Source organism: Hyphomicrobiales bacterium (genome assembly GCA_016125495.1).
Taxonomy (GTDB): Bacteria; Pseudomonadota; Alphaproteobacteria; order Rhizobiales; family RI-29; genus RI-29.
Genome location: WGLQ01000007.1, coordinates 108,197 through 129,258 on the forward strand (window position 1 = coordinate 108,197; position 21,062 = coordinate 129,258).

The following is a 21,062-nucleotide window of genomic DNA, read 5'->3' on the forward strand; positions in this document are numbered from 1 at the left end:
TCGTCGCTGCATGGCAACACTCGAGCACGTTCACGTCATCGGCGGCGGCCTTGCGGGGTCCGAGGCGGCCTGGCAGCTCGCCACTGCGGGCGTACCGGTCGTCCTGCACGAGATGCGCCCGGCCCGTGCGACCGAGGCGCACCAGACCGACAGGCTCGCCGAACTCGTCTGCTCCAACTCGTTCCGCTCCGACGATGCCGAGAACAATGCGGTCGGCGTTCTCCATGCAGAGATGCGGCTCGCCGGCTCGCTCGTGATGGCGAGCGCCGATGCCGCGAAGCTGCCAGCCGGTGGCGCCCTCGCCGTCGACCGCCACGGCTTTTCCGCGCTGGTCACGGCGGCACTCGAAAACCACCCGCTCGTCACCATCCGCCGTGGCGAAGGCCAAGCCCTGGTGCCGCCTGGTGCCTCGAACGTCATCGTGGCGACCGGCCCGCTGACCTCGCCCGCCCTCACCGAGGCCATTCTCCGGGAAACCGGCGAGGATCAGCTCGCCTTCTTCGATGCCATCGCCCCGATCGTGGCGATCGACACCGTGGATACCTCCATCGCCTGGTTCCAATCGCGCTACGACAAACCGGGTCCTGGGGGCACCGGCGCCGACTACCTCAACTGCCCGCTCGACCGCGCCCAATACGAGGCTTTCATCGACGCGCTGCTGGCCGGCGAGAAAACCGAGTTCAAGGAGTGGGAGGCGAACACGCCCTACTTCGACGGCTGCCTTCCGATCGAGGTCATGGCCGAGCGCGGCCGCGAAACTTTGCGCCACGGGCCCATGAAGCCGGTCGGACTGACCAATGCCCACAAGCCAACGGAACGCCCCTACGCCGTCGTGCAGCTTCGCCAAGACAATGCCCTCGGCACGCTCTGGAACATGGTGGGCTTCCAGACGAAGCTGAAATACGGCGAGCAGGCGCGCGTCTTTCGCATGATCCCGGGTCTCGAGAGCGCCGAGTTCGTTCGCCTCGGCGGCCTCCATCGCAACACCTTCATCAACAGCCCGCGCCTCCTCGACGCCCGGCTGCGACTGAAAGGACGTCCACTCGTGCGCTTTGCCGGCCAGATCACCGGCGTCGAAGGCTACGTGGAATCGGCCGCCATGGGCCTGATCGCGGGCCGCCTCGCGGCGGCCGAAAGGCGCGCCATCGCCTTGGCTCCACCACCCGCCACCACCGCCCACGGCGCCCTCCTCGCACACATCACCGGCGGTCACGTCGCGGCGAACGAGGATGGCGAGGAAACAAATGAACCGCCCCGCCCGCGCTCATTCCAACCCATGAACGTCAACTTCGGGCTCTTTCCACCGATCGAGGATGCGCCCGAAAGCGCTGGTCGACGGATCAAGGGCAAGGAGAGGACCGCGGCGCGGCGGACGGCCACCGCCCGCCGCGCACTCGTCGACTTTGCGGCATGGACCGAGCACTGGACGGCCCTTGCCGATACCGCGAGCTGATCGCTCGCCAGCCGACCTGCCCGCAGCTAGCGCCCCTCACTGTCGCGAAGCACCAGCAGGAAGCTCAAATAGGTTCCCGCCAGCCGCCCGTCGTCCCGCCAGTTCCCGTTGAGCATCTGTGGCAGAATGCCTGCGCGCTGCTGTCCGCTGTCGTCCCAAACGAGCGAGACCGGCATGAACACAGGTCCTCCCGGCGCGATCGATGCCTCCTTCGCCGGCGGCTTGGCCTCGCCCGTATCGTTCCCCGGCGCCTTTCTTTCCGTGCTGCCGGGTGCAAAGCCGAGTTCGACCGCCACCCGGGTCAGATCGAAGGTGTGCTGCTCTCCGTCCGTCATGACGATCGTGAGCACGTCCCCGGCGAGCCGCACCTCGAGGGCGGCTCCATTCAGCACGTAGCTGGCCTGTCCTCCCTTGTGATCGGTACTCGCGACGTAGAGGTTGGCGAGAACCCTCAATCCACCCGGCAATGAAAAGACCGGATTGGCGTGGTTGAAACCGAGCAACGGCCTGAAGGCGAGCGCCGTCGGACCGCCGAGATAGGCGAGCACGGCTCCTGCGCGATCTCCGCTGCCAACCGTTTCCGCGAAGGGGCTCGCCGGATCGTCGGCGCGAAAGAGGGGGGCGAGCGCATCGAGGTCGTCGCGCGCAAGATAATAGACGATGGAGGAAAAGCGCTCCCGGTCGGCCTCTGGGATCGCCTTGTCCGTGTTCTTGACGAGATGGCCACCCTCGATCAGCCCGTGTTTTTCCGCCAGATCGCTCAGCTCCTCGACCTGGCTCGCGACCGACAGGCCGCGTGCACCGAAGGGTCCGGCGCTCGAGACGAGCAGCAGCACCGCGAGCAGCCCCGGCATGAGGCGCAGGTCGCGGCGCGATGCACCGAGCGCATAGACCCCCGCGATCGCCACGAACCAGAGAGCCGCCGCCGCGACGAGATAGCGCTCGATGGTCCAGCCGTAAGCCGCGACCCGCTCGTAGATGGACACGCACATGAGCAGCGTCGGGCCGAGAACCAGCCAGAACCAATTGCGCCAGAACCAGCGCACGATGGCATTGCCCGTTTGCCGGTCCGGATAGGCGAGCAGCGCCGACAGCATGCCGACCGAGCCGAACAGCAGCACCATCCAGCCGATCCTGCCTTGTGGCAGTGCCCATTGGGCGGCGATCGTCGCGCCATAGGCATAGAGGATGGCCGTATAGGCGATGAGCAGCGGCACGAGGATGTAGGCAACGAGCACCGTCACCGCCCGCGAGGTGAACTCCCTGCGATCCTCTTCGAGTTCGACCTCGCCGGGTTTCGGCGCCAGCGTCAGCCAATTGAGCGGCGCCACGAAACAGAGCGCGAGGATCCAGATTTTCTCGTGTGCTTCATCCGGGAATTTCAGTCCGAACAGGTAGTCGAGCGTCCAGATGATCGCCGAAAGACCGGCGCCGAAGAGGATCGCTCCAAGCCCTGCCATCGCAAAGCCGACCCAGAGATTGTGATTGAAGGCCCAGAACCCGTCGTTGTCGACCGGCCGCACGAGGCTCGGCCAGACGCCGATGGCGAGCCAGAGGGCGGACAGCAGCATCAGCGGCTCCAACGCGATCCGGACATCGTTCCAGACGGCAAGACCAACCAGCAACGTCAGCGCACCAATGGCGGCCATGCGCAACGCAAGACCGCTGCGCCCCTCGGGCCCCGCCCCGAGCTCGGCCGCAAAGGCCATCGCAAAGCCGCTGACGAGGATCATCAGCGGCCGCCACTCGTGATCGAGCGAGAGCCCGACCGCCTCGTCGAGGTCGAAGAAATAGAAAAGGGTGAGAGCCACCGCGAAGGCCATCGAAATCGGAAACCGCGCGAACGCGAGACCGATACGCGGAATGACCAGATCCGCCAGTCGCCGCCACCACGGTCGCTCGTTGTCGCCCATTTCGCCCATCCGTTGTCGCCGTTGCACACAACCCCGAGGCCGCTGGAGTTTCGGCCCGCTGGTTCGCCGGGATTAACCCGGCCCCATGGCGGACCCGTGGCGCTTGCGGAATGCGCCACCGGTCTCTGACGATGGGGTGTGCGGGCGCCACTCAGCAGAGCCCGCGAAAGCGCGCATGCGCCAGCCGCCAAACCCGCCCGAGCGGATTGATCTCCACCATCTCCAAGAACGGATCGTGCCGGCCGGCCAGCGCGCTCGCGAGATAGGCCTCGACCAGCGAAAGGCGCAGGAGCGCCGGCGCCACCGTGCGCGCCGCCGCGCCGAGCCCGACGAACCCGCCGCATGCCCGCGCCCGCGCCGAGCGCGCCTCCGCAGCCAGGTGCGCCATCGCTGCCGCAAGTGCCTTGCGGTCGCACCCTGGTTCGAAACCGCCCTCGAGAATTTCCGGCGGCAGCGGATCGGCACCGAGCCGCCGGTAGCGCGCGAGCGAGGCGAGCAACCGGGCGATCCCATAGGCGATGCCGGCCGCCGCGCACACCTCCTCGAGCGCAGTTCTCAGATCACCGGTCGACCGATCGCCGACCTCCGGAGAACCATCGAGCAGAACGCTCGCGGCCAGCTGCATCGCCGCTCCGTGCGTCTTCATCATGTGAACCCGGAGCGCGCCGATATCCTCCATGCGCCCGCCGGAAAGATCGAACGAGCGCGCATCCGCCTGCCCGATCAGCAACGCCGCGTTGAGCCGACCGGCCGCGAGACCAACCGACAGCGCATCGACGACGGGATGCCCACAAGGCTCGCCGCTTCCCGCAGCCGCAGCCGCGACCGCATCGCGCCACCACTGCAAACGGATTTCGCCCAGCATCGCCTCGCTGACGAGATCGGGAACCCGCGACACCTCGCCCTCGTAGGCGGCGAGCGCGAGAAGCTGCGGTCGCACGCGGCGCGGCGCGAGCAATGCGGAAAGATAGGCATCGTAGGCATGTGCCCGCGCACTGTCGACGAGCGCCCTCGCGCCCGTGCCCGTCGAGCGCTCGACGGATTGCCGATTCTGTTCTGGCTCCTGGCTCGCCATGCTGCCTGCTCCGCCGTCGGCACCTCAACGGCTCGACGTCAGCCCTCAGTCGACCGCGATGAGCGCGGCGCCGACCGCGCGGTGCTCGCCCGCCAGCACGTTGTATGTCCGGCAGGCCGCCCCCGTCGCCATGGCCTCGAGGCCGATCCCCGCGGCCTCGAAGGCATCCGCGATCGACGTGGGAGGAAAAATCTGCGTGGTTCCGGTGCCAAAGAGCAGCAGCTCGAGCCGTCCGACTTCGGCAAGCACGAGGGCGAAGTCCTCGAGCCGCACCCCTTCGGCACCGGTGACCGGCCAGGCGCACATCCGATCGGAGAGAATGAGCAGCGAACCCCGGTGACCGATCTCGGCGAATCGGAAGCCGCCGTTGCCATAGGCATCGATCGGCGCGCGCCCGGAAAAATAGTGGGTCGGACCGGTCTGCCCGGCCGCGCCCCTCGCACTCCTGTCCTCGATGGCCACCGCCTCGTCCTACCTTCGCTCGCGCCGGCCGCCATCATTGGGCTACGTCAGCTGTTGCTCGGCTTCGGCTCCTTGACCTTGGCGCCGCCCGTTCCCGACCACTCCCGGCTGACCCCGAGTACCAGCAGCAAGGGCGCGGCAACGAAGATCGACGAGTAGGTGCCGACCACGACGCCCCAGATCATGGCGAAGGTGAAACCCTTGATCACCTCGGTGCCGAAAACGAAGAGTGCAATGAGCGCGAGCAGCGTGGTGCCGGACGTCAGGATCGTGCGCGAGAGCGTGCCGTTGATCGATATGTCGATCAACTCGTGCAGCGACATCTTTTTGTATTTGCGTAGATTTTCACGAATGCGGTCGTAGACGACGACCGTGTCGTTGAGCGAGTAGCCGACGATGGTCAGCAGCGCCGCCACGATCGGTAGATTGAACTCCAGTTGCAGCAGGGAGAAGATCCCTATGGTGAGCACGACATCGTGCACCAGCGCGACGACCGCACCGACGGCGAACTGCCATTCGAAGCGGAACCAGATGTAGAGCAGCACCGCGAGGATCGCCGCGACGACCGCATAGGTTCCGTCGCGTTTCAGCTCCTCCGAGACCGTCGGCCCGACCACCTCGGTGCGCCGGTAGGTAACGCCGTCGCCGAGCGCTGCGCGCACCTTGGCAACCACTTCCTGCTGTGCCTTTTCGCCCCCTTCCTGTTCCTGCACGCGGATGAGGACGTCGTTCGGCGCGCCGAACTCCTGGATCGAGACGTCGCCGAGGCCGAGCCCGGAGAGCTTGGCCCTCAGACCGGCGATGTCAGCCTTGGCCTCCTGGGTCTTGATCTCGATCAGGGTGCCGCCACGAAAGTCGATGCCGAAATTGAGCCCCGCCGTCAGGAAGAGGATGACCGAGCCGATCATGGCGAGGGACGAGAGCCCTAACGCGATGGTGCGCAACGCAACGAAGCCGATGCGCGTGTTGCGTGGAAGAAAATCGAAGCCACGGAAGGACATGTCTGGGGTTCCCTGGCTAGATCGGCAATTCGACCGCCCGGCGCTTCTGGCCCTTGAGCCAGACCGCGACCATGAGGCGCGTCAGAACGAATGCGGTGAAGACGGAGGTGAAGATGCCGATCGAGAGTGTCACGGCAAAGCCACGGATCGGCCCCGAGCCCAGCCAGAACAGGATGATGGCGGCAAGGAACGTCGTGATGTTGGCATCGAGAATGGTCGAAATCGCCCGCGAATAACCCGTGTCGATCGCGTTGATCGGCGATTTTCCGGCCGCCAGTTCCTCGCGTATTCGTTCATAGATCAGCACGTTCGCATCGACCGCCATGCCGATGGTCAGCACGATGCCGGCGATGCCGGGAAGCGTCAGTGTCGCCTGCAGCGCCGAGAGGGCGCCGAGGATGAGGATGATATTGACGAGGAGGGCGACCGTCGAGAAAATGCCGAACATGCCGTAGGTCACGATCATGAAGACGACGACCGCGCCGAGACCGATGACCCCGGCGATTTCACCGGCCGCGATCGAGTCGGCCCCGAGGCTCGGCCCGACGGTGCGTTCCTCGACGATGGTGAGCGAAGCCGGCAGCGCGCCGGAACGCAGCAGGATCGAGAGGTTCGAGGCCTCCTGGACCGAGAAGTTGCCCGAAATCTGTCCCGTACCACCGAGGATCGGCTCGCGGATGACCGGCGCCGAGATGACCTCGTTGTCGAGCACGATGGCGAACGGGCGGTCGACGTTGGCCTGCGTGTAGCGTCCGAACTTGCGCGCACCCGACGAATTGAAGCGGAACGTCACCACCGGCTGGTTGTCACGCTGGTCGAACGAGGGCTGCGCGTCCTCGAGCTCCTCGCCGGTGACGACCGGGCGCACCTTCAGAACGTATTCGAAGCCCCCGTCCGCCTCACGCCCGGCATAGACCGCATAGCCAGCCGGTGGCCGCGCGAGGCGCGCGTCGCTCGCCGTCACGCTCGGATGCACTTCGTGGAAGGCGAGCTTGGCGGTCTTGCCGATGATGTCCTTGAGGCGCTGCGGATCATCGAGGCCCGGCACTTGCACGAGGATGCGGTCGCGTCCCTGGCGCTGGATGTTCGGCTCGGTCGTGCCGAGCTGGTCGACGCGCCGGCGAATGGTCTCGATCGAGGCCGCCATCGCGTTGTTGGCCCGCTGCACGAGCGCCGGCTCGGTTGGCGTCAGGCTGATGAGATTGCCCGCGCCCGTCGCGATCGTCAGATCGTTGCCCTGGACGCCGGTGAAGACGTTGGTCTCGAGCGGCTGGGAGATTTCGGCGAGCGCGGTTCGCGCCTTCTCGAGGTCCTCGGGCTTGGTGATCCGCACTTCGACGTTGCTCGGCGTCCGCCGCAGGCCGGTGTATTGCACGCCGCCGCTGCGCAGCCGCTGGCGCACGTCGTCCACCACGCCCTCGAGCCACTCGTCCACCAGCTCCTGCATGTTCATTTCGAGCAGGAGATGCGAGCCACCACGCAGATCGAGGCCGAGGCTGACCCCCTTGTTTGGAAGCCAGCTCGGCCACTGCGCCGTCTGCGAACGCGGGAACACGTTCGGCAGCGCAAAGACGAGGCCTGCAAGGCAGACCGCGCAGATGGCTATGATCTTCCAGCGTGCAAAGTGCAGCATATCTCGAGCAGCCCGTCGTGGTTCCGGAAACGGTCGAATTCATTGCGGTGCGCGGGCGGCGCATCATGTCCGATCCATCCGGACGACGCCGCCAGCCGGCACAACCGCGGCTCAGGGCTTGTCGCGCACCGGCTCGCCCTTCGTTCGCACCTGCGTGATGGTGCCTTTCACGACCTTGACGCGTACGTTCTCGGCCAAGTCGATCTCGAGTTCTTCGTCGCCGACCTTGTAGACGCGCCCGATGAGCCCGCCGGCCGTCACCACCTCGTCGCGCCGGCGGATGTTGCTGATCATCTCCTGGTGGTCCTTCATCCGCTTCTGCTGCGGCCGGATGATGAGGAAGTACATGATCACGAAGATCAGCACGAACGGGAGCAGCGAGAAAAGGAAGTCGCCTCCGCCGGCGGCTGGCGCACCCTGAGCATAGGCTGGCGTAATCAGCATGTGATCCTCTCGTGAGACATCCGCTGCGCTGCCTCGTCGTCGAGCGCCGCGCCCTTGCAGTTCGAGTTCGGTCGATTGCTCCCTGAGCCGCCGGCTCCGGAAAATGTGGCGACTATAGTGGGGCCCCGATGCAATGCAACCGACTAGCACGCAAGTCCCGCCGGCGCCACGGCCGCGCAGGCGCCACCGCTCTTGTCGGACCGCTCACCTTCACGATCGGCAGCGCGCGCTTGCCAGCGACCCGACCCGGCGATATGCGGGCGCACTGACGGGTGGCCGCTGGCGAGCCCGGGAACGGAGCACGACATGGCGCGGAAACCCTCGGCAGGCGCGGTGACGACCGGCGGCGAAGGCGCCGTGCTGGAGCGTATTGCAGCAGCCCTGGAGCGCCTCGCCCCGCCACCACCACCACCACCCGACTTCACGCTCGCCGAGGCATTCGTCTGGTCCGCTCCCGATGAGCGCTTCGAACCCGTCGCGCGCATCAACCGCATGCCGATCGCCCTGCTGCGCGCCATCGACCGCCAGGCCGCCGCCCTGCTCGACAACACGTTGCGCTTCGCCCGGGGCCTGCCCGCCAACAACGCCCTCCTCTGGGGTGCGCGCGGCATGGGCAAGAGTTCACTGGTCAAGGCCGTCCATGCCGAAGTCCGACGGTTGGAGCCGGCCGCGCGCCTCTGCCTCGTCGAAATCCACCGCGAGGACATCACCAGTCTGCCGACCTGCCTGCGGCATCTACGTGCCGCGACCGAGCGCTTCGTGGTCTTTTGCGACGACCTTTCCTTCGACCACGACGACACCTCCTACAAGTCCCTCAAGGCGGTACTCGAGGGCGGCATCGAGGGCCGGCCGCGCAACGTCCTCTTTTATGCGACCTCGAACCGCCGCCACCTGCTGCCGCGCGATATGATGGAGAACGAACGCTCGACCGCCATCAACCCGCACGAGGCGATCGAGGAAAAGGTCTCACTGTCCGATCGCTTCGGTCTCTGGCTCGGCTTTCACAACTGCTCGCAGGACGATTTCCTCGCCATGGTGCGCGCCTATGCGTCGCACTTCGGGCTGGTCGTCGACGACGAGCGCCTCGCCGCCGAGGCCAAGGAGTGGTCGATCACGCGAGGCAGCCGCTCGGGCCGCGTCGCCTGGCAGTTCATCCAGGACCTCGCCGGTCGGCTTGGTGTGCCGATCGACGCCTGATCCCCGGGGGAGCGAAAAAACCCCGCTGCCAAGCCGGCAGCGGGGCGCTTCCATCAGTCGGAACCTGTTGAGCTTGCGACCTCGAGCCTTGCTCAGTTGCTGGCGCTGGCGCTCGCCAGGTGCTCCATCGGATCGACCGGTTTGGAGCCCTTGCGCAACTCGAAATGCACCTGCGGTTGATCGACCGAACCGGTGAGTCCGGCCTTTGCGATCACCTGACCGCGCCGCACCTTGTCGCCGCGCGCGACCAGCAGGCTCTCATTGTGGGCGTAAGCCGAGACCCAGTTGTCGTCGTGGCGGATGAGCACGAGGTTTCCGTACCCCTTGAGCTCGCTGCCGGCATAGGCGACGACGCCGTCGGCGGCGGCCCGGACCGAGGTGCCGGCCGGCACCGCGATGTTGATGCCGTCGTTGTGCGAGCCGTCGCTGCGCCGCCCGAAGCCCATCACGATGCGTCCTTTGACCGGCCAGCGAAACTGTCCGCCGGTATCGAGGCTCGCATCGCCGCCACCCGTCGCCTCGGCCGCGGAGGGCAGGTTGCGACCGCCGCTCTCGTCGATCGAGGCGGTGCGCTCACGCGGCGCGTCGACTGGCTCGTCGACCTGCGGGCTCTCCACCTCGAAGGCCGGCAGCTTTGGCATGTCGCCCGTCCTGCGCGCCTCCGCAAAGGCCGGGCCGCCGGAAGTATAGGACCTCGAGCCACCCGGGATGGTCAGAACCTGACCGATCTTGAGCCGCGTCGGGTCCGATATGTCGTTGGCATCCTGCAGATCACGAACGCTGACACCGTGGTTGCTGGCGATCTGATAGAGGCTGTCACCCGGTGCCACGCGATACTCGCCCGAGCCTGCGGTCACGCGCGGCGTCTCGCGCACGACGTCACGCGTCTCGACCTGTCGCGTCGGCAGCGATCGAGCCGCCGTGGAGCCCGGCAGCGCCAGCTTCTGGCCGACGCGGATGCTCGAGTTGGTGAGGCCGTTGGCCGACATCAGCGCCGAAACGCTGACGCCATGCCGGCGCGCGATGCCATAGAGCGTATCGCCGGTGGCGACCGTCACCGTTTCGTCCGCTCCGCTGGTCGTGGAATTCAGCGTCGCGCTGCCCTCGCTTTCGTAGGCACCGCTCCGCGTCCCGGCACTCGGAGACGTCGAATAGCTGCGGCGCCGCTCGAGCGAACGCGGCTCGGCGACGGGCGCCTGATAGCTCGGCGTCGAGCGCGCGGCGCCACCATAGGTATATCCGCCGTCCGATGGGCTGGCCGGATACGGCTCGGGCGCCCGCGCGCCATAGTCGGGGCTGAGTTCCCGCGAGCGCGCCGTACCGCTGTCGAACGTGCCGCCCCAGTTGGGATCACGTTGCTCGTTCTGATAGGGGCGCGCCTGTTCGTTGGGTGCATAGCGCGGCACCGATTCCGGCGGCACCGGCAGGGAGTTGGTCGATGAATCCTCGGTGAGGCCGAGCACTGGGAAATCGAAGCGCGTCACATCCGCGCTGCAGCTGGCCAGGAGGATGCAACTGGCGGCCGCGGCGAGCACAGGAGTTCTCGGCAGACCGACCAGTGATTGAGCTTTACGCACGACACGCCCCATTACCCGATACGAAGGACAGGGGTCAGTTAACCGAGACTGGGTTAACGTGGGCTTAATGCGCATCCGTTTTCTCCTCAGCCGGCCCTCTCGGATGCCGGCACGTCCCGCGCCCGACCGAGGCTGCCCCATGGAGAGCGACCGACGCTCCTTCGTCGCGACCCCGCGTCGTCGACGATCGTCGCACCACCTGGGCACGACCCGGGCAACCGAGCTGCCGGACTGATCCCGCCCAAGCCGTAGGAGCCTGCAACGGAATGCGCGTGACGTATTGCAAGTGGCTGCCACGGGCGAAGCGCCCGGGCGCGGCGCACTTGGTCCGCTTCCAAGCGAATAGCGCGGAAAAGTGAGGCAAACTCGGCGGCACTGTGACGATATCGCGGAGACGCCCGGCGCGCGCCGCAACGCTGTTGCGCCGTCCCGACCGAACGCAGGTGGGCCGCCCGCGTTCAGATGATCGGCCCGGCAATGCCAGCGAGGGCCCTCCGCGTCACCTCGTGCGTGAGGTCGAGATGCAGCGGCGTCACCGAGATCATGCCCTCCTGGGTGGCCCAGAGATCGGTGCCGCTTTCGGGCGGCGACTTCGAGCGCTCGAAGCCGAACCAGTAGTAGGGGTGGCCGCGCGTATCCATGCGGTCGACGATATTGAGGAGGCCCTGGTCGCGGCGGCCCTGCCGGGTGATGGCGATGCCTTCGACCTCGGCGGGCGGGCGGTCCGGGAAGTTGACGTTGACCAGCACGTCGGACGGCCAGCCCGCCCCGAGCAGCCGGCGAACGAGCCCCGAGCCGTGCGCCATCGGCGTCTCCCAGTGGATCGAATCGGGGCTTTGAAAGCGGATGCAGAGGCTCATCGCGATCGACGGGATGCCGAGCAGCACGCCTTCCATGGCGCCCGCGATGGTGCCGGAATAGGTGACGTCGTCGGCCATGTTCTGGCCCCGGTTGACGCCCGACAGCAAGAGATCCGGCTTTTCGCCGCCCATCAGATGGCGCACCGCCATGATGACACAGTCGGTCGGCGTCCCGCGCACCGCGTAGATGCGTTCGCCGACATTTCGGCAGCGCAACGGCTCGCGCAGCGTCAGCGAATGGCCCGCCCCGCTCTGGTCCGTCTCGGGCGCCACCACCCAGACGTCGGACGAAAGCTCGCTCGCGATCTGCTGGAGCACGTCGAGGCCCGGCGCCTCGATCCCATCGTCGTTGGTCAGCAGAATGCGCATGGTTCCTCTCCCGCTCCAGCCCGGAACTCGGGTCGGTGGAGCCGATTCGTGTGTCAGCCTTTGCGGCCGATGACCTCCGCGCCGCCCATGAACGGGCGCAACGCCTCCGGTACCGTCACCGTTCCGTCGGCGTTCTGATAGTTCTCGAGCACCGCGATGAGCGTGCGCCCGACCGCGAGGCCTGAACCGTTGAGGGTGTGCACGAAGCCGAGCTCCTTGCCCCCCGCCTTGCGGTAGCGCGCGCCCATGCGCCGGGCCTGGAAATCGCCGCAGACCGAGCAGGAGGAAATTTCGCGATAGGCGCCCTGCCCCGGCAGCCAGACCTCGATGTCGTAGGTTTTGGCGCTGGCGAACCCCATGTCGCCCGTGCAGAGCACGACCGTCCGGTAGGGCAAGCCCAGCACCTCGAGCACGCGCTCGGCGTTGGCGCGCATGCGTTCGTGTTCGTCCAGCGCTTGTTTCGGCGTCGTGATCGAGACCAATTCGACTTTGGAGAACTGGTGCTGGCGGATCATGCCGCGCACATCTCGGCCGGCCGAACCCGCCTCCGAGCGAAAGCACGGTGTCCAGGCGGTCAGCCGCATCGGGAGTTCGGCTTCGTCGGTGATCGCATCGCGCACGAAGTTCGTCAGCGAGACCTCGGCCGTCGGGATCAGCCAGAAGTCGTTGGTTGTTCTGAACAAGTCCTCCTCGAACTTCGGCAGGTTGCCGGTGCCGTAGGCGGCCGCATCGCGCACCAGCAGCGGCACCACGCACTCCGTATAGCCACCGTATTGGCCCTCGGCCGGGGCCGTGTGCAGCGACAGCATGAGGTTCGCCAGCGCCCGCTCGAGCCGCGCGATCTCTCCCTTGAGGACGACGAAGCGGGCACCGGAGATCTTCGCCGCCGTCTCGAAGTCCATGAGGCCGAGACCTTCGCCGATCTCGAAGTGCTGGCGCGGCGTGAAATCGAACGTGCGCGGCTCGCCCCAACGCCGCGCCTCCTTGTTGTCGTTCTCGTCCTTGCCGTCCGGCACCTCGGCGAGCGGCAGGTTGGGGATGCGCGAGAGGGCATCCTCTAGGGCGGCGGTCGCGCGGCGCTCCTCGTCCTCGCCGGTCGCCAGCACCGCCTTGGCCTCCGCCACCTGCCGCATCAGCGCTTCGGCGCGTGCACTGTCGCCGGCCGCTTTCGCCTTGCCGATCTCCTTGGAGGCGGAATTGCGCGTCGTCTGGGCGTCCTGCACCCGGGCAATGACCGCGCGGCGCGCATCGTCGAGCGCAATGAGCCGCGCGGCTTCACCAGCGAGCCCTCGCCTTGCGAGTGCGCCGTCAAACGCCGCCGCATTCTCCCTGATCCACTTGATGTCGAACATGACAGAACCCCGTCCGCCGCGCTGCGCCTTGCGCGCGCATGTCTCCGGGGCTGTCTAGGCGCTTGCGGCGGCGCCGTCCACTAGGCCTCTGCCGCGCTCAGTAGGGCGCGGATCCGGCGCATGCCGAGTGCTGCCGATGCGAGGCAGGAAAGCCCGGCGAGGGCGGTGGCGAGGAATTCCAGGGAAAGCAGCGGCAGCCGGCAGGCACCGATCCCCGCGACGATCGCCAACACCCCGAAAACCGCCACGAGAGCGACGGCGAGCAGGCTGCGGAACGATCCCGAGAGCTGGCGTCCAACGAGAAGTACGGCGATCCAGAGGCCGGTCGCGGCAAAGAAGTCGCCTGCCCCGCCATGCCCCTCGCCGAAAGTGGGCCCCGTCTCACGGCCGCCCGAGAATGCGACGACACTTGCCACGAGCATCAGCACGAACGCGGCCGAGAGCCGCACGACCGTTGGCCGCATTCGAAATTGCATGGAGGGTGCTCGCCTGCCCGGTCTGCCGGGTTCGGCCCCAACGGGACACCTCGGCCTTTGCCATCACGCCCGGTCACCCGATGAGCCCCAACCGCGCTCGCGCCGCCAATTGGCAAAGCGCCGCGATCTCGAGCGGTCGATCGAGACCTGTTTCAACGATCCCGGACGAACCGAGCATCGCCCAACCTGCTTACCGGCAGGTTACCGACTGGATCGATCGGCGGCGATGCCGCAAATTCCGCGACGCGCCGCCCCCGATGTGAGCATATTGGGGGCACGCCTCGCCCACCTCGTTGCCAGCCCCTCATGATCGGAGCCGCCATGCGCCTCACCCTCGCCGATTACGCCATGGGCGTTGCCGTCGCCCTGGTCTGGGGCATGGGCTTCGTCTTCGCCAAGGCGGCGGTGGCGCATTTCCCACCCATCCTGCTCATGGCGCTGCGGTTCGGCGTGACCGCGCTCGCGCTCGTCTGGTTCGTGCGCCCGCCGCTCGCGCACATGGGGGCACTGCTGGTGATCTCGCTGATCGGCTCGGCCCTGCAATATTCGATGACCTTCACGGGGTTGAAGGGGTTGGACGCCTCCGCCACCGTGCTGGTCCTCCAACTCGAGGTGCCGTTCCTGACGCTCCTTGGCGCCATCTTCCTTGGTGAGCGGGTCGCGATCCGCAAGTGGATCGGCATCGCGCTCGCCTTTGCGGGGGTCTACCTGATCGCCGGCGAGCCACGCGTTGCCGGCGCCCTCCATGCGCTGCTGCTCGTCATGGCTGGGGCGTTCACTTGGGCGATCGGCCAGGCCCTGATCCGCCGGCTCGAAGGTGTCGATGGCCTTACCGTCACGACCTGGGTCGCGGTTCTCGCCACCGTCGAATTGACGGTCATCTCGCTGATCTTCGAAGAGGGGCACGTCGAGGCGATCCGAACGGCCGGCCCCGTCGTCTGGATTACGGTCGCCTACATGGGGCTCGTCATGACGGCTCTCGGCTATTGGCTCTGGAACTCGCTCATCCGCCGCCACCCGATTTCCTCGATCGCCCCGTTCCTGCTCCTACTGCCGGTGTTCTCGACAGCGGGCGCCATCGTCTTCCTCGGCGAGGCACTGACGCCGGGCCTGCTCGTCGGCGGTGCGATCGTGTTGGCGGGGTTGGCGCTCATTCTCATCGAATGGCCACGCGCTCGCGAGGTGGCGCCCGGAAAGTCGGCCTAGCGCGAGGATCTGACCTGCGGGCGCTCCACATCCGCCGCCCGTCCGCCCGTCGCCCGATGCATTCCGGTGCGAGCGACCGGTCAGAGCGCCCCGGCATCACGCCTCCTCGGCCGGGCTTTCCTGTTCGCGCCTTCTTTCGATGATCCGAACGGCCCAGATCGAACCCTCATAGAGCAGCAGGGTCGGCACCGCGAGGCCGATCTGGCTGATGAGGTCGGGCGGTGTCAGAACCGCGGCCACCACGAATACCGCGACCACCGCATACTTGCGGTTGCGGCGCAGCGTGTCGGATCCGATGAGACCGACGCGCGCCAGAAGCGTGAGGACGACGGGCAATTGAAAGCAGATCCCGAAGGCCAGGATCAGCGTCATGATGAGCCCGAGGTACTCGGACACCTTGGCCGTCAGCTCCACCTTCACCTGTTCCTCGCCGGTCGGCTGGAGGCTGAGAAAGAAGGCCATGGCGAGCGGCATGATGAAAAAATAGACCAGCGCCGCGCCGAGCGCGAAGAGCACGGGCGTCGCAAACAGGTACGGCAGGAAGGCTCCGCGCTCGTTCTTGTAGAGCCCGGGCGCGACGAACATGTAGATTTGCGTCGCGATGACCGGAAAGGCGATGAACATCGCCCCGAAGAGCGCCAGCTTGATCTGCGTGAAAAACCATTCCTGCGGCGCCGTCTGGATCAGTTTCAACTCACCGATCGGCACGCCCGCGGCGACCGCGTAGGGGTAGACCAGCAGGTTGTAGATGTCCGTTGCGAAGTAGAAACAGACGACGAAGGCAACGGCGATCGCCAGAATCGCCCACATGAGGCGCTGGCGAAGTTCGCCGAGGTGCTCGACGAGCGGCGCCCTAGAGGCTTCGATGTCCTGATCGCTCACGCTCAACCGCCCTGGTTCGCGCTATCGTCGTTGGCGGCGGCTTTCCAGGCCTGCTCGGCGCGCTCCGCGACCCTGCCGCGCTTTGCACCGTCCGCCGCCGTCCCATCCGCGGAAGCCGCCTCCGTCTTGGCCGCGGCCACCGGCATCGGCGTGACGTTGCTTGCCGTGGTTGGCGTGTTCGCCGCTGGTGTGGCGGGGCTCGCAGCACCGGCCGAAGGCGCGGCTCCGCCCGCGGTGCCCTTTGGCGGTGCGCCCGTCGTGGCCGCCGACGGGCTCGGCTCGGCCACCGCCGCGCGGGCCTTATCCGCGACGCTCGCCACCGGCTCGACGGCCTTCTTGACGTCCTGTGCGATGTCCTTGAGCGGGTTGGCGGTCGTCACCGTACCGATCTTCTTGCGAACGTCATCGAGTTCGCTTTCGCGCACCGCCTCGTTGAAATGGCGCGTAAACTCGTTGGCCATGCGCCGCATCTGCCCGACGAAGCGCCCGACGTTGCGCAGCAGCACCGGCAGGTCGCGCGGGCCGACGACGATGATCGCGACGACCGCGATCACCAGGAGCTCGCTCCAACCTAGGTCAAACATGGCCAATCATCCCAAGAGGGGCGGAGGGGAGCCGCACGGGCGGCCCCCGCCAACCTCGACTGCAAGGCGCGGCGGCGTCAGCTCGCCTGCGTCTTCTCGCGATCGCGCGCTTCCGCGCTCGTCGCATCGGCCGAAATGACCTTGGGATCCTTGGGGGCCTCGTCTTCCGAGATGCCCTTCTTGAAGCTCTTGATGCCCTTTGCGACGTCGCTCATCAGCTCGGAAATCTTACCGCGGCCGAAGAGCAACACCACGAGGACGACGATCAGAATAATCTGCCAGGGCCCGAGGCTCATGGTTTATCTCCTTGACTGACGCGGGCTTGCACTTCCGCAACACATACAGAATCGCCGGCTGACCTGCAACAACACGCTGGCCCGCCATTGCGGCGATCACGGGGCCCGGCGCCCGTCTCCGGCGCCAGCCGGGCCCGGCTTGTCGGGAAACAGCAGCAGCGCGCCCTCGCTGAAGATGACGCCGACATCGGCCCCCTTGGCGGGCGCATGGCCATCGCGAACGCGCGCTTTGAGCGGCCGCTCCAGCCCCGCCACCGCCACCTCGATCACCGCCAGGTCGCCGCGGAACCGGACATTGCGCACGCGCCCCGCCCGCCCCGTTCCAGGCTCTGTGAGGTGGATGCCGCGCTGGCGGATACAGAGCACGCCGGTCTCGCCCTCCCGCATGCCCGCGATATCCACGTCACCGAGATTGGGTGTGAGGCGCCCCTGCTCGACCCGCACGGCCACCTCGTTCACCTCTGAAAAGAAGCGCGCTACGAAGAGGTCTCGTGGATGGCGATAGAGTTCCTCGGCCGTGTCGATTTGCACGATCCGCCCTTCGCGCATCACCGCGATGCGGTCCCCGAGCATCAGTGCCTCGTCGGGATCGTGCGTGACGATGACCGACGTCGCCCGCGTCTCCTGGAGGATCGCGAGCGTCTCCTCGCGCATCAGCTCCCGCAACTGCACGTCGAGCCCGCTGAACGGCTCGTCCATCAGCAGCACCCGGGGGCGCGGTGCGATGGCGCGCGCGAGTGCCACCCGCTGCTGTTCACCGCCCGAAAGGGTATGGGGGTGGAGATCGGCGAGGCGCGCGAGACCGACGCGCTCGAGCGCGGCGAGCGCGGCACTGCGCGCATCGGCCTTCGGCAGCGCCCGCAGGCCGAAGGCCACGTTCTCGAGGACACTGAGGTGCGGAAAGAGCGCGAAGTCCTGGAACATGAGCCCGACATTGCGCGCCTCGGGCGGCACGAATTGGCCGTCACCCGCGACGACGCGGTCGTCCAGCAGGATCCGTCCCGCGCTCGGCCGCTCAATGCCGGCCGCGAGCCGCAGCAGTGTCGTCTTACCGCACCCGGATGGCCCGAGCAGACACACGATCTCGCCGGGCGCCACCTCGAGGGTGATGCCCGCGACCGCCGGATGTCCGTCGAAACGGCATTCGACGGCATCGAACCTCAGACGCGCGGCGATGGTTGCAGCCGCACTCGCCCGCCCCGACCATGGCCGTTGCGGATCGCCCGCCATCTCTCCCCCGTCCGCCTGAACGAAATGCTTGTTCACGACCGCTGCCTCGCCGGTGTCCAACGACAGCATATGGCATCTGTCGCGGCAAAGCGCACCATTGGAGCGACAATTGCGTCACCATCGGCCCCCGACGGCCGAAATCACGCGGCATGCCGCGCGCTCCCGGCGCCTAGCTCGACCGTTCGTCTCCCGGGGGGCGCGCATTCCCGGCCGCCGTCCCACCCGTGGCATCGCCGTCTTCCGCCTCGGGCTCCGCCTCGTCGTCGTCCCCGATGGGGTCCAGCTCCAGCTCCGGCTCGCCGATGCCGTCGTCTTCCAACGGGTCTTCGTTGTCCGCGAGGCCCTCGAGGCCGTCCGGCTCGGGCACGGTAAAGCCCGGCGGCAGCCGCGAATCGAGCAGTCCCGCCCCCTTGAGTTCATTCAATCCCGGCAAATCCTTGAGGCTCTCGAGCGCGAACTGGTCGAGAAAGCGCTCCGTCGTCCCGTAGGTGACCGGCCTGCCCGGCGCCCGCCGCCGCCCGCGCATGCGCACCCAATCGAGTTCGAGCAGCACGTCGAGCGTTCCCTTGCTCGTCGCGTGCCCACGGATTTCCTCGACTTCCGCCCGCGTCACCGGCTGATGGTAGGCGATGATGGCGAGCGTTTCGAGCGCGGCCCGCGACAGGCGGCGCTGCTCGACCGTGTGGCGTACCATGAGGTGCGCCAGGTCCGGGGCGGTGCGAAAGGCCCAGCCACGGCCACGCTTGACGAGATTGACCCCGCGCGGTTCGTAAAGCCGCTGAAGTCCCGCCAGCAGCTCCGGCACATTGCAGTCGGGATCGAGCTGGCGGGCGAGCGTTGCTTCATCGACCGGCTCGCTCGAGGCAAAGATCAGCGCCTCGAGGGCGCGCAGCGCTTCGCGGTCTTCCGGGGCCGGCAGCAGGCTGACCACGCCGGAACCCTTGCGCTCACCGTCGCGCGACGCGCCACCCCCGGCACCCGGCGCCGCGGCACCTTCACCATCGCCGGCCTCGGTCGCCCCCTCGGTGTCATTTGCCATCCGGGGCCCCTCCGCCTCTTGTCCCGTCCTGCACGCCCACTGCCTCGCCGCCCGCCGGCCCCTCGGTGCCGCCGTGACGGCGACGGAGATAGAGGGGTGCGAATGCCTCCGTCTGCGCCAGCTCGATCTCGCCTTCGCGGGCCAGCTCGAGGCTCGCCCCGAAGCTGCTCGCCAACACGCCACGCACGTCCAGCCCGGGGGCGAGATAGTGGAGCATCAGAGTTTCGAGCGGTGCCCAGTCCAGCGTCTCTCCCAGCAACCGTTCCAACCGCTCGCGCGCCTCGCGGATCGACCAGACAACCCGCTCGGGCAGCCGGACCTCGGCCGGAAGGGTCCGCTGGCGCAACCCCGCGTAGGCCGCAACGAGGTCGTGCAACGTCGCTGCATGCACGCTGTCGCGCTCGTGCCGCACCGCCTCAGGCGCCCCGCGCCCCACCACGATCACACCGAGCCGGTCGCGTGTCATCAGCCGGGCTGCCGCATCCCGCATCGCAGCGAGCCGCTGCAGGCGGAAGGCGAGCCGTGCGGCGAGTTCGGCTCCACTCGGCTCGTCCGCCTGCCCCACCTCGCGCGGCAGCAGCAGTTTCGACTTGAGGAACGCCAGCCACGCCGCCATCACCAGATAGTCGGCGGCGGTCTCGAGGCTGCCGGGCCCGAGCGCCTCGACATAGGCGAGGTATTGCTCGGCGAGTTCGAGCATCGAGATCGCGGTGAGATCGAGCTTGTGCGTGCGCGCGAGCGCGAGGAGGAGGTCGAGCGGCCCCTCGAAGCCCGCGACATCGACGAGGAGGGCGCCCTCTTGTGCGCTCTCCGGTCGGTCGGAGGCGGAAAAGAAATCGCCCCCGGGATCGGGCTCACCCGTGTGCGTCGCGGTCATCGCCGTTACTCCGCGACCACCTGCGCAAGCGCGGCTCGTCGCCGGTGCTCGCCGGGGCGCATCGGCTCAGCCGACGGCGGCATGCCAACCGCCGCCGCCGAGCATCTCGCGCACGATCGCCACCGCGCCCTCCCGGTCGAACGCCTCGCGGCGACCGGTCAAGGCAATGCACGCCTCGAAGCGAACCGCCGCCGCTCCCCCGAGGACCGGGACGTTCGACGCGACCGCTTCCATTTCGCCGAGCTGACCGTTGCAGTGCAGCGCGAGGTCACAACCGGCCGCGATGACGGCCCGCGCCCGCTCGGCGACACTTCCCTCCAGCGCCTTCATGGAGAGATCATCGCTCATCAAGAGCCCCTCGAAGCCCATGTACCGTCGGACCACCTCGGCGATGATCGCATGCGAGGTCGAAGCCGGCTGGTCCGGGTCGAGATTGCGATAGAGCACGTGGGCGGTCATCGCAGCCGGCATGTTGCGCAGCGCCTGGAAGGGAATGAAATCGACGTTCGCCAATTCCTCGAGCGGGGCATCGACAACGGGCAGTTCCTCGTGGCTGTCGGCCATCGCCCGCCCGTGTCCGGGGACGTGCTTCATGACGGGCAGAACGCCTTGCGAGAGATGCCCGATCGCCACCGCCTCGCCCAGCGCCACGATGGCCGCCGGGTCGGAGCAGAAAGCCCGGTCACCGATGATCTCGTGCGCCCCCGCGCCCGGGACGTCGAGCACCGGCACGCAGTTCATGTTGAACCCGTCCGCCGCGAGTTCGCTCGCCACGAGTTGCGCCACGACCTTCGCCGCCGTCAGCCCGACCCGCTGATCGTGCTCGTAGAGCTTGCCGAAGAGGGCCGCGGCCGGCAGCTCACGCCACGCCGGCGCGCGCAACCGCTGCACGCGCCCGCCTTCCTGGTCGACCAGCACCAGCGCGTCCGCGCCACCGACCGCCTCGCGGAAGGACGCGATCAGCCGTCGGACCTGGTCCGGCCCGAGACAGTTGCGTTGAAAGAGGATGAGGCCCGCCGGCTGTGCCGCCCGCATGAAGGCGACCTCGTTTGCCGACAACACTGGTCCGGCACAGCCGGTTATGAAGGCGCGCGCCATCGGCTCCCCCCTGTGGGGCCGCCACCGGTTCCGGCACG

Annotated in this window: 20 protein-coding genes; 3 read left to right on the forward strand and 17 right to left on the reverse strand. The window is 67.6% G+C overall.

The window, feature by feature from the left end:
• Nucleotides 1-10: 10 nt before the first annotated feature.
• Nucleotides 11-1,453 carry a methylenetetrahydrofolate--tRNA-(uracil(54)-C(5))-methyltransferase (FADH(2)-oxidizing) TrmFO gene (locus tag GC150_05960; protein ID MBI1384437.1) on the forward strand — a complete coding sequence of 481 codons (1,443 nt, stop codon included), beginning with the start codon at nucleotides 11-13 and terminating at the stop codon, nucleotides 1,451-1,453.
• A 26-nt stretch (nucleotides 1,454-1,479) separates the two neighbouring features.
• On the opposite strand, the gene GC150_05965 is transcribed toward GC150_05960, so the two are convergent.
• The 6 genes from GC150_05965 to yajC form a co-directional block, all read right to left on the reverse strand.
• Nucleotides 1,480-3,375, reverse strand: coding sequence for a DUF4153 domain-containing protein (locus GC150_05965; GenBank protein MBI1384438.1), 1,896 nt, complete (start codon nucleotides 3,373-3,375; stop codon nucleotides 1,480-1,482).
• Nucleotides 3,376-3,517: 142 nt separating this feature from the next.
• Nucleotides 3,518-4,441 (reverse strand): hypothetical protein, encoded by a 924-nt coding sequence (locus GC150_05970; protein MBI1384439.1) that lies wholly within the window; start codon nucleotides 4,439-4,441, stop codon nucleotides 3,518-3,520.
• 45 nt (nucleotides 4,442-4,486) lie between these two features.
• Nucleotides 4,487-4,897 carry a hypothetical protein gene (locus tag GC150_05975; protein MBI1384440.1) on the reverse strand — a complete coding sequence of 137 codons (411 nt, stop codon included), beginning with the start codon at nucleotides 4,895-4,897 and terminating at the stop codon, nucleotides 4,487-4,489.
• Nucleotides 4,898-4,950: 53 nt separating this feature from the next.
• Nucleotides 4,951-5,904 (reverse strand): protein translocase subunit SecF, encoded by a 954-nt coding sequence (gene secF, locus GC150_05980; protein MBI1384441.1) that lies wholly within the window; start codon nucleotides 5,902-5,904, stop codon nucleotides 4,951-4,953.
• 16 nt (nucleotides 5,905-5,920) lie between these two features.
• The gene (gene secD, locus GC150_05985) at nucleotides 5,921-7,537 is read right to left on the reverse strand and encodes a protein translocase subunit SecD (GenBank protein ID MBI1384442.1); all 1,617 of its coding nucleotides are present in this window, start codon (nucleotides 7,535-7,537) and stop codon (nucleotides 5,921-5,923) included.
• A gap of 111 nt (nucleotides 7,538-7,648) precedes the next feature.
• Entirely contained in the window at nucleotides 7,649-7,981 is a 333-nt protein-coding gene (yajC, locus tag GC150_05990) for a preprotein translocase subunit YajC (protein ID MBI1384443.1), read from the reverse strand.
• A 306-nt stretch (nucleotides 7,982-8,287) separates the two neighbouring features.
• Between yajC and GC150_05995 the strand changes: the two genes are divergently transcribed.
• Nucleotides 8,288-9,178, forward strand: coding sequence for a DUF815 domain-containing protein (locus GC150_05995; GenBank protein MBI1384444.1), 891 nt, complete (start codon nucleotides 8,288-8,290; stop codon nucleotides 9,176-9,178).
• 92 nt (nucleotides 9,179-9,270) lie between these two features.
• Here GC150_05995 and GC150_06000 read toward each other — a convergent pair whose 3' ends face one another.
• From GC150_06000 to GC150_06015, 4 genes are all read right to left on the reverse strand, one after another.
• Nucleotides 9,271-10,896: a peptidoglycan DD-metalloendopeptidase family protein gene (locus GC150_06000; GenBank protein ID MBI1384445.1), complete on the reverse strand. Its 1,626-nt coding sequence runs from the start codon at nucleotides 10,894-10,896 to the stop codon at nucleotides 9,271-9,273.
• Nucleotides 10,897-11,213: 317 nt separating this feature from the next.
• Nucleotides 11,214-11,984, reverse strand: a complete 771-nt coding sequence (gene surE, locus GC150_06005) for a 5'/3'-nucleotidase SurE (GenBank protein ID MBI1384446.1) — start codon at nucleotides 11,982-11,984, stop codon at nucleotides 11,214-11,216.
• A 53-nt stretch (nucleotides 11,985-12,037) separates the two neighbouring features.
• Nucleotides 12,038-13,336, reverse strand: a complete 1,299-nt coding sequence (gene serS / locus GC150_06010) for a serine--tRNA ligase (protein MBI1384447.1) — start codon at nucleotides 13,334-13,336, stop codon at nucleotides 12,038-12,040.
• A gap of 80 nt (nucleotides 13,337-13,416) precedes the next feature.
• Nucleotides 13,417-13,812: a hypothetical protein gene (locus GC150_06015; GenBank protein ID MBI1384448.1), complete on the reverse strand. Its 396-nt coding sequence runs from the start codon at nucleotides 13,810-13,812 to the stop codon at nucleotides 13,417-13,419.
• 321 nt (nucleotides 13,813-14,133) lie between these two features.
• On the opposite strand from GC150_06015, the gene GC150_06020 reads away from it, so the two are divergent.
• The gene (locus tag GC150_06020; GenBank protein ID MBI1384449.1) at nucleotides 14,134-15,018 is read left to right on the forward strand and encodes an EamA family transporter; all 885 of its coding nucleotides are present in this window, start codon (nucleotides 14,134-14,136) and stop codon (nucleotides 15,016-15,018) included.
• 96 nt (nucleotides 15,019-15,114) lie between these two features.
• Here GC150_06020 and tatC read toward each other — a convergent pair whose 3' ends face one another.
• The 7 genes from tatC to nagZ all read right to left on the reverse strand — a co-directional run bounded on the left by tatC (nucleotide 15,115) and on the right by nagZ (nucleotide 21,024).
• Complete coding sequence (gene tatC, locus GC150_06025) at nucleotides 15,115-15,900, reverse strand: twin-arginine translocase subunit TatC (GenBank protein MBI1384450.1); 786 nt, start codon at nucleotides 15,898-15,900, stop codon at nucleotides 15,115-15,117.
• Nucleotides 15,901-15,902: 2 nt separating this feature from the next.
• Nucleotides 15,903-16,484: a twin-arginine translocase subunit TatB gene (gene tatB, locus GC150_06030; GenBank protein MBI1384451.1), complete on the reverse strand. Its 582-nt coding sequence runs from the start codon at nucleotides 16,482-16,484 to the stop codon at nucleotides 15,903-15,905.
• A gap of 77 nt (nucleotides 16,485-16,561) precedes the next feature.
• Nucleotides 16,562-16,780: a twin-arginine translocase TatA/TatE family subunit gene (gene tatA, locus GC150_06035; protein MBI1384452.1), complete on the reverse strand. Its 219-nt coding sequence runs from the start codon at nucleotides 16,778-16,780 to the stop codon at nucleotides 16,562-16,564.
• Nucleotides 16,781-16,876: 96 nt separating this feature from the next.
• Nucleotides 16,877-18,010: an ATP-binding cassette domain-containing protein gene (locus tag GC150_06040; GenBank protein ID MBI1384453.1), complete on the reverse strand. Its 1,134-nt coding sequence runs from the start codon at nucleotides 18,008-18,010 to the stop codon at nucleotides 16,877-16,879.
• 169 nt (nucleotides 18,011-18,179) lie between these two features.
• Nucleotides 18,180-19,049: an SMC-Scp complex subunit ScpB gene (gene scpB, locus GC150_06045; GenBank protein MBI1384454.1), complete on the reverse strand. Its 870-nt coding sequence runs from the start codon at nucleotides 19,047-19,049 to the stop codon at nucleotides 18,180-18,182.
• Entirely contained in the window at nucleotides 19,039-19,926 is an 888-nt protein-coding gene (locus tag GC150_06050; protein MBI1384455.1) for a segregation/condensation protein A, read from the reverse strand. The genes scpB and GC150_06050 overlap by 11 nt, the downstream gene beginning before the upstream one ends.
• Nucleotides 19,927-19,992: 66 nt before the next feature.
• Complete coding sequence (nagZ, locus tag GC150_06055) at nucleotides 19,993-21,024, reverse strand: beta-N-acetylhexosaminidase (GenBank protein ID MBI1384456.1); 1,032 nt, start codon at nucleotides 21,022-21,024, stop codon at nucleotides 19,993-19,995.
• Nucleotides 21,025-21,062 lie beyond the last annotated feature (38 nt).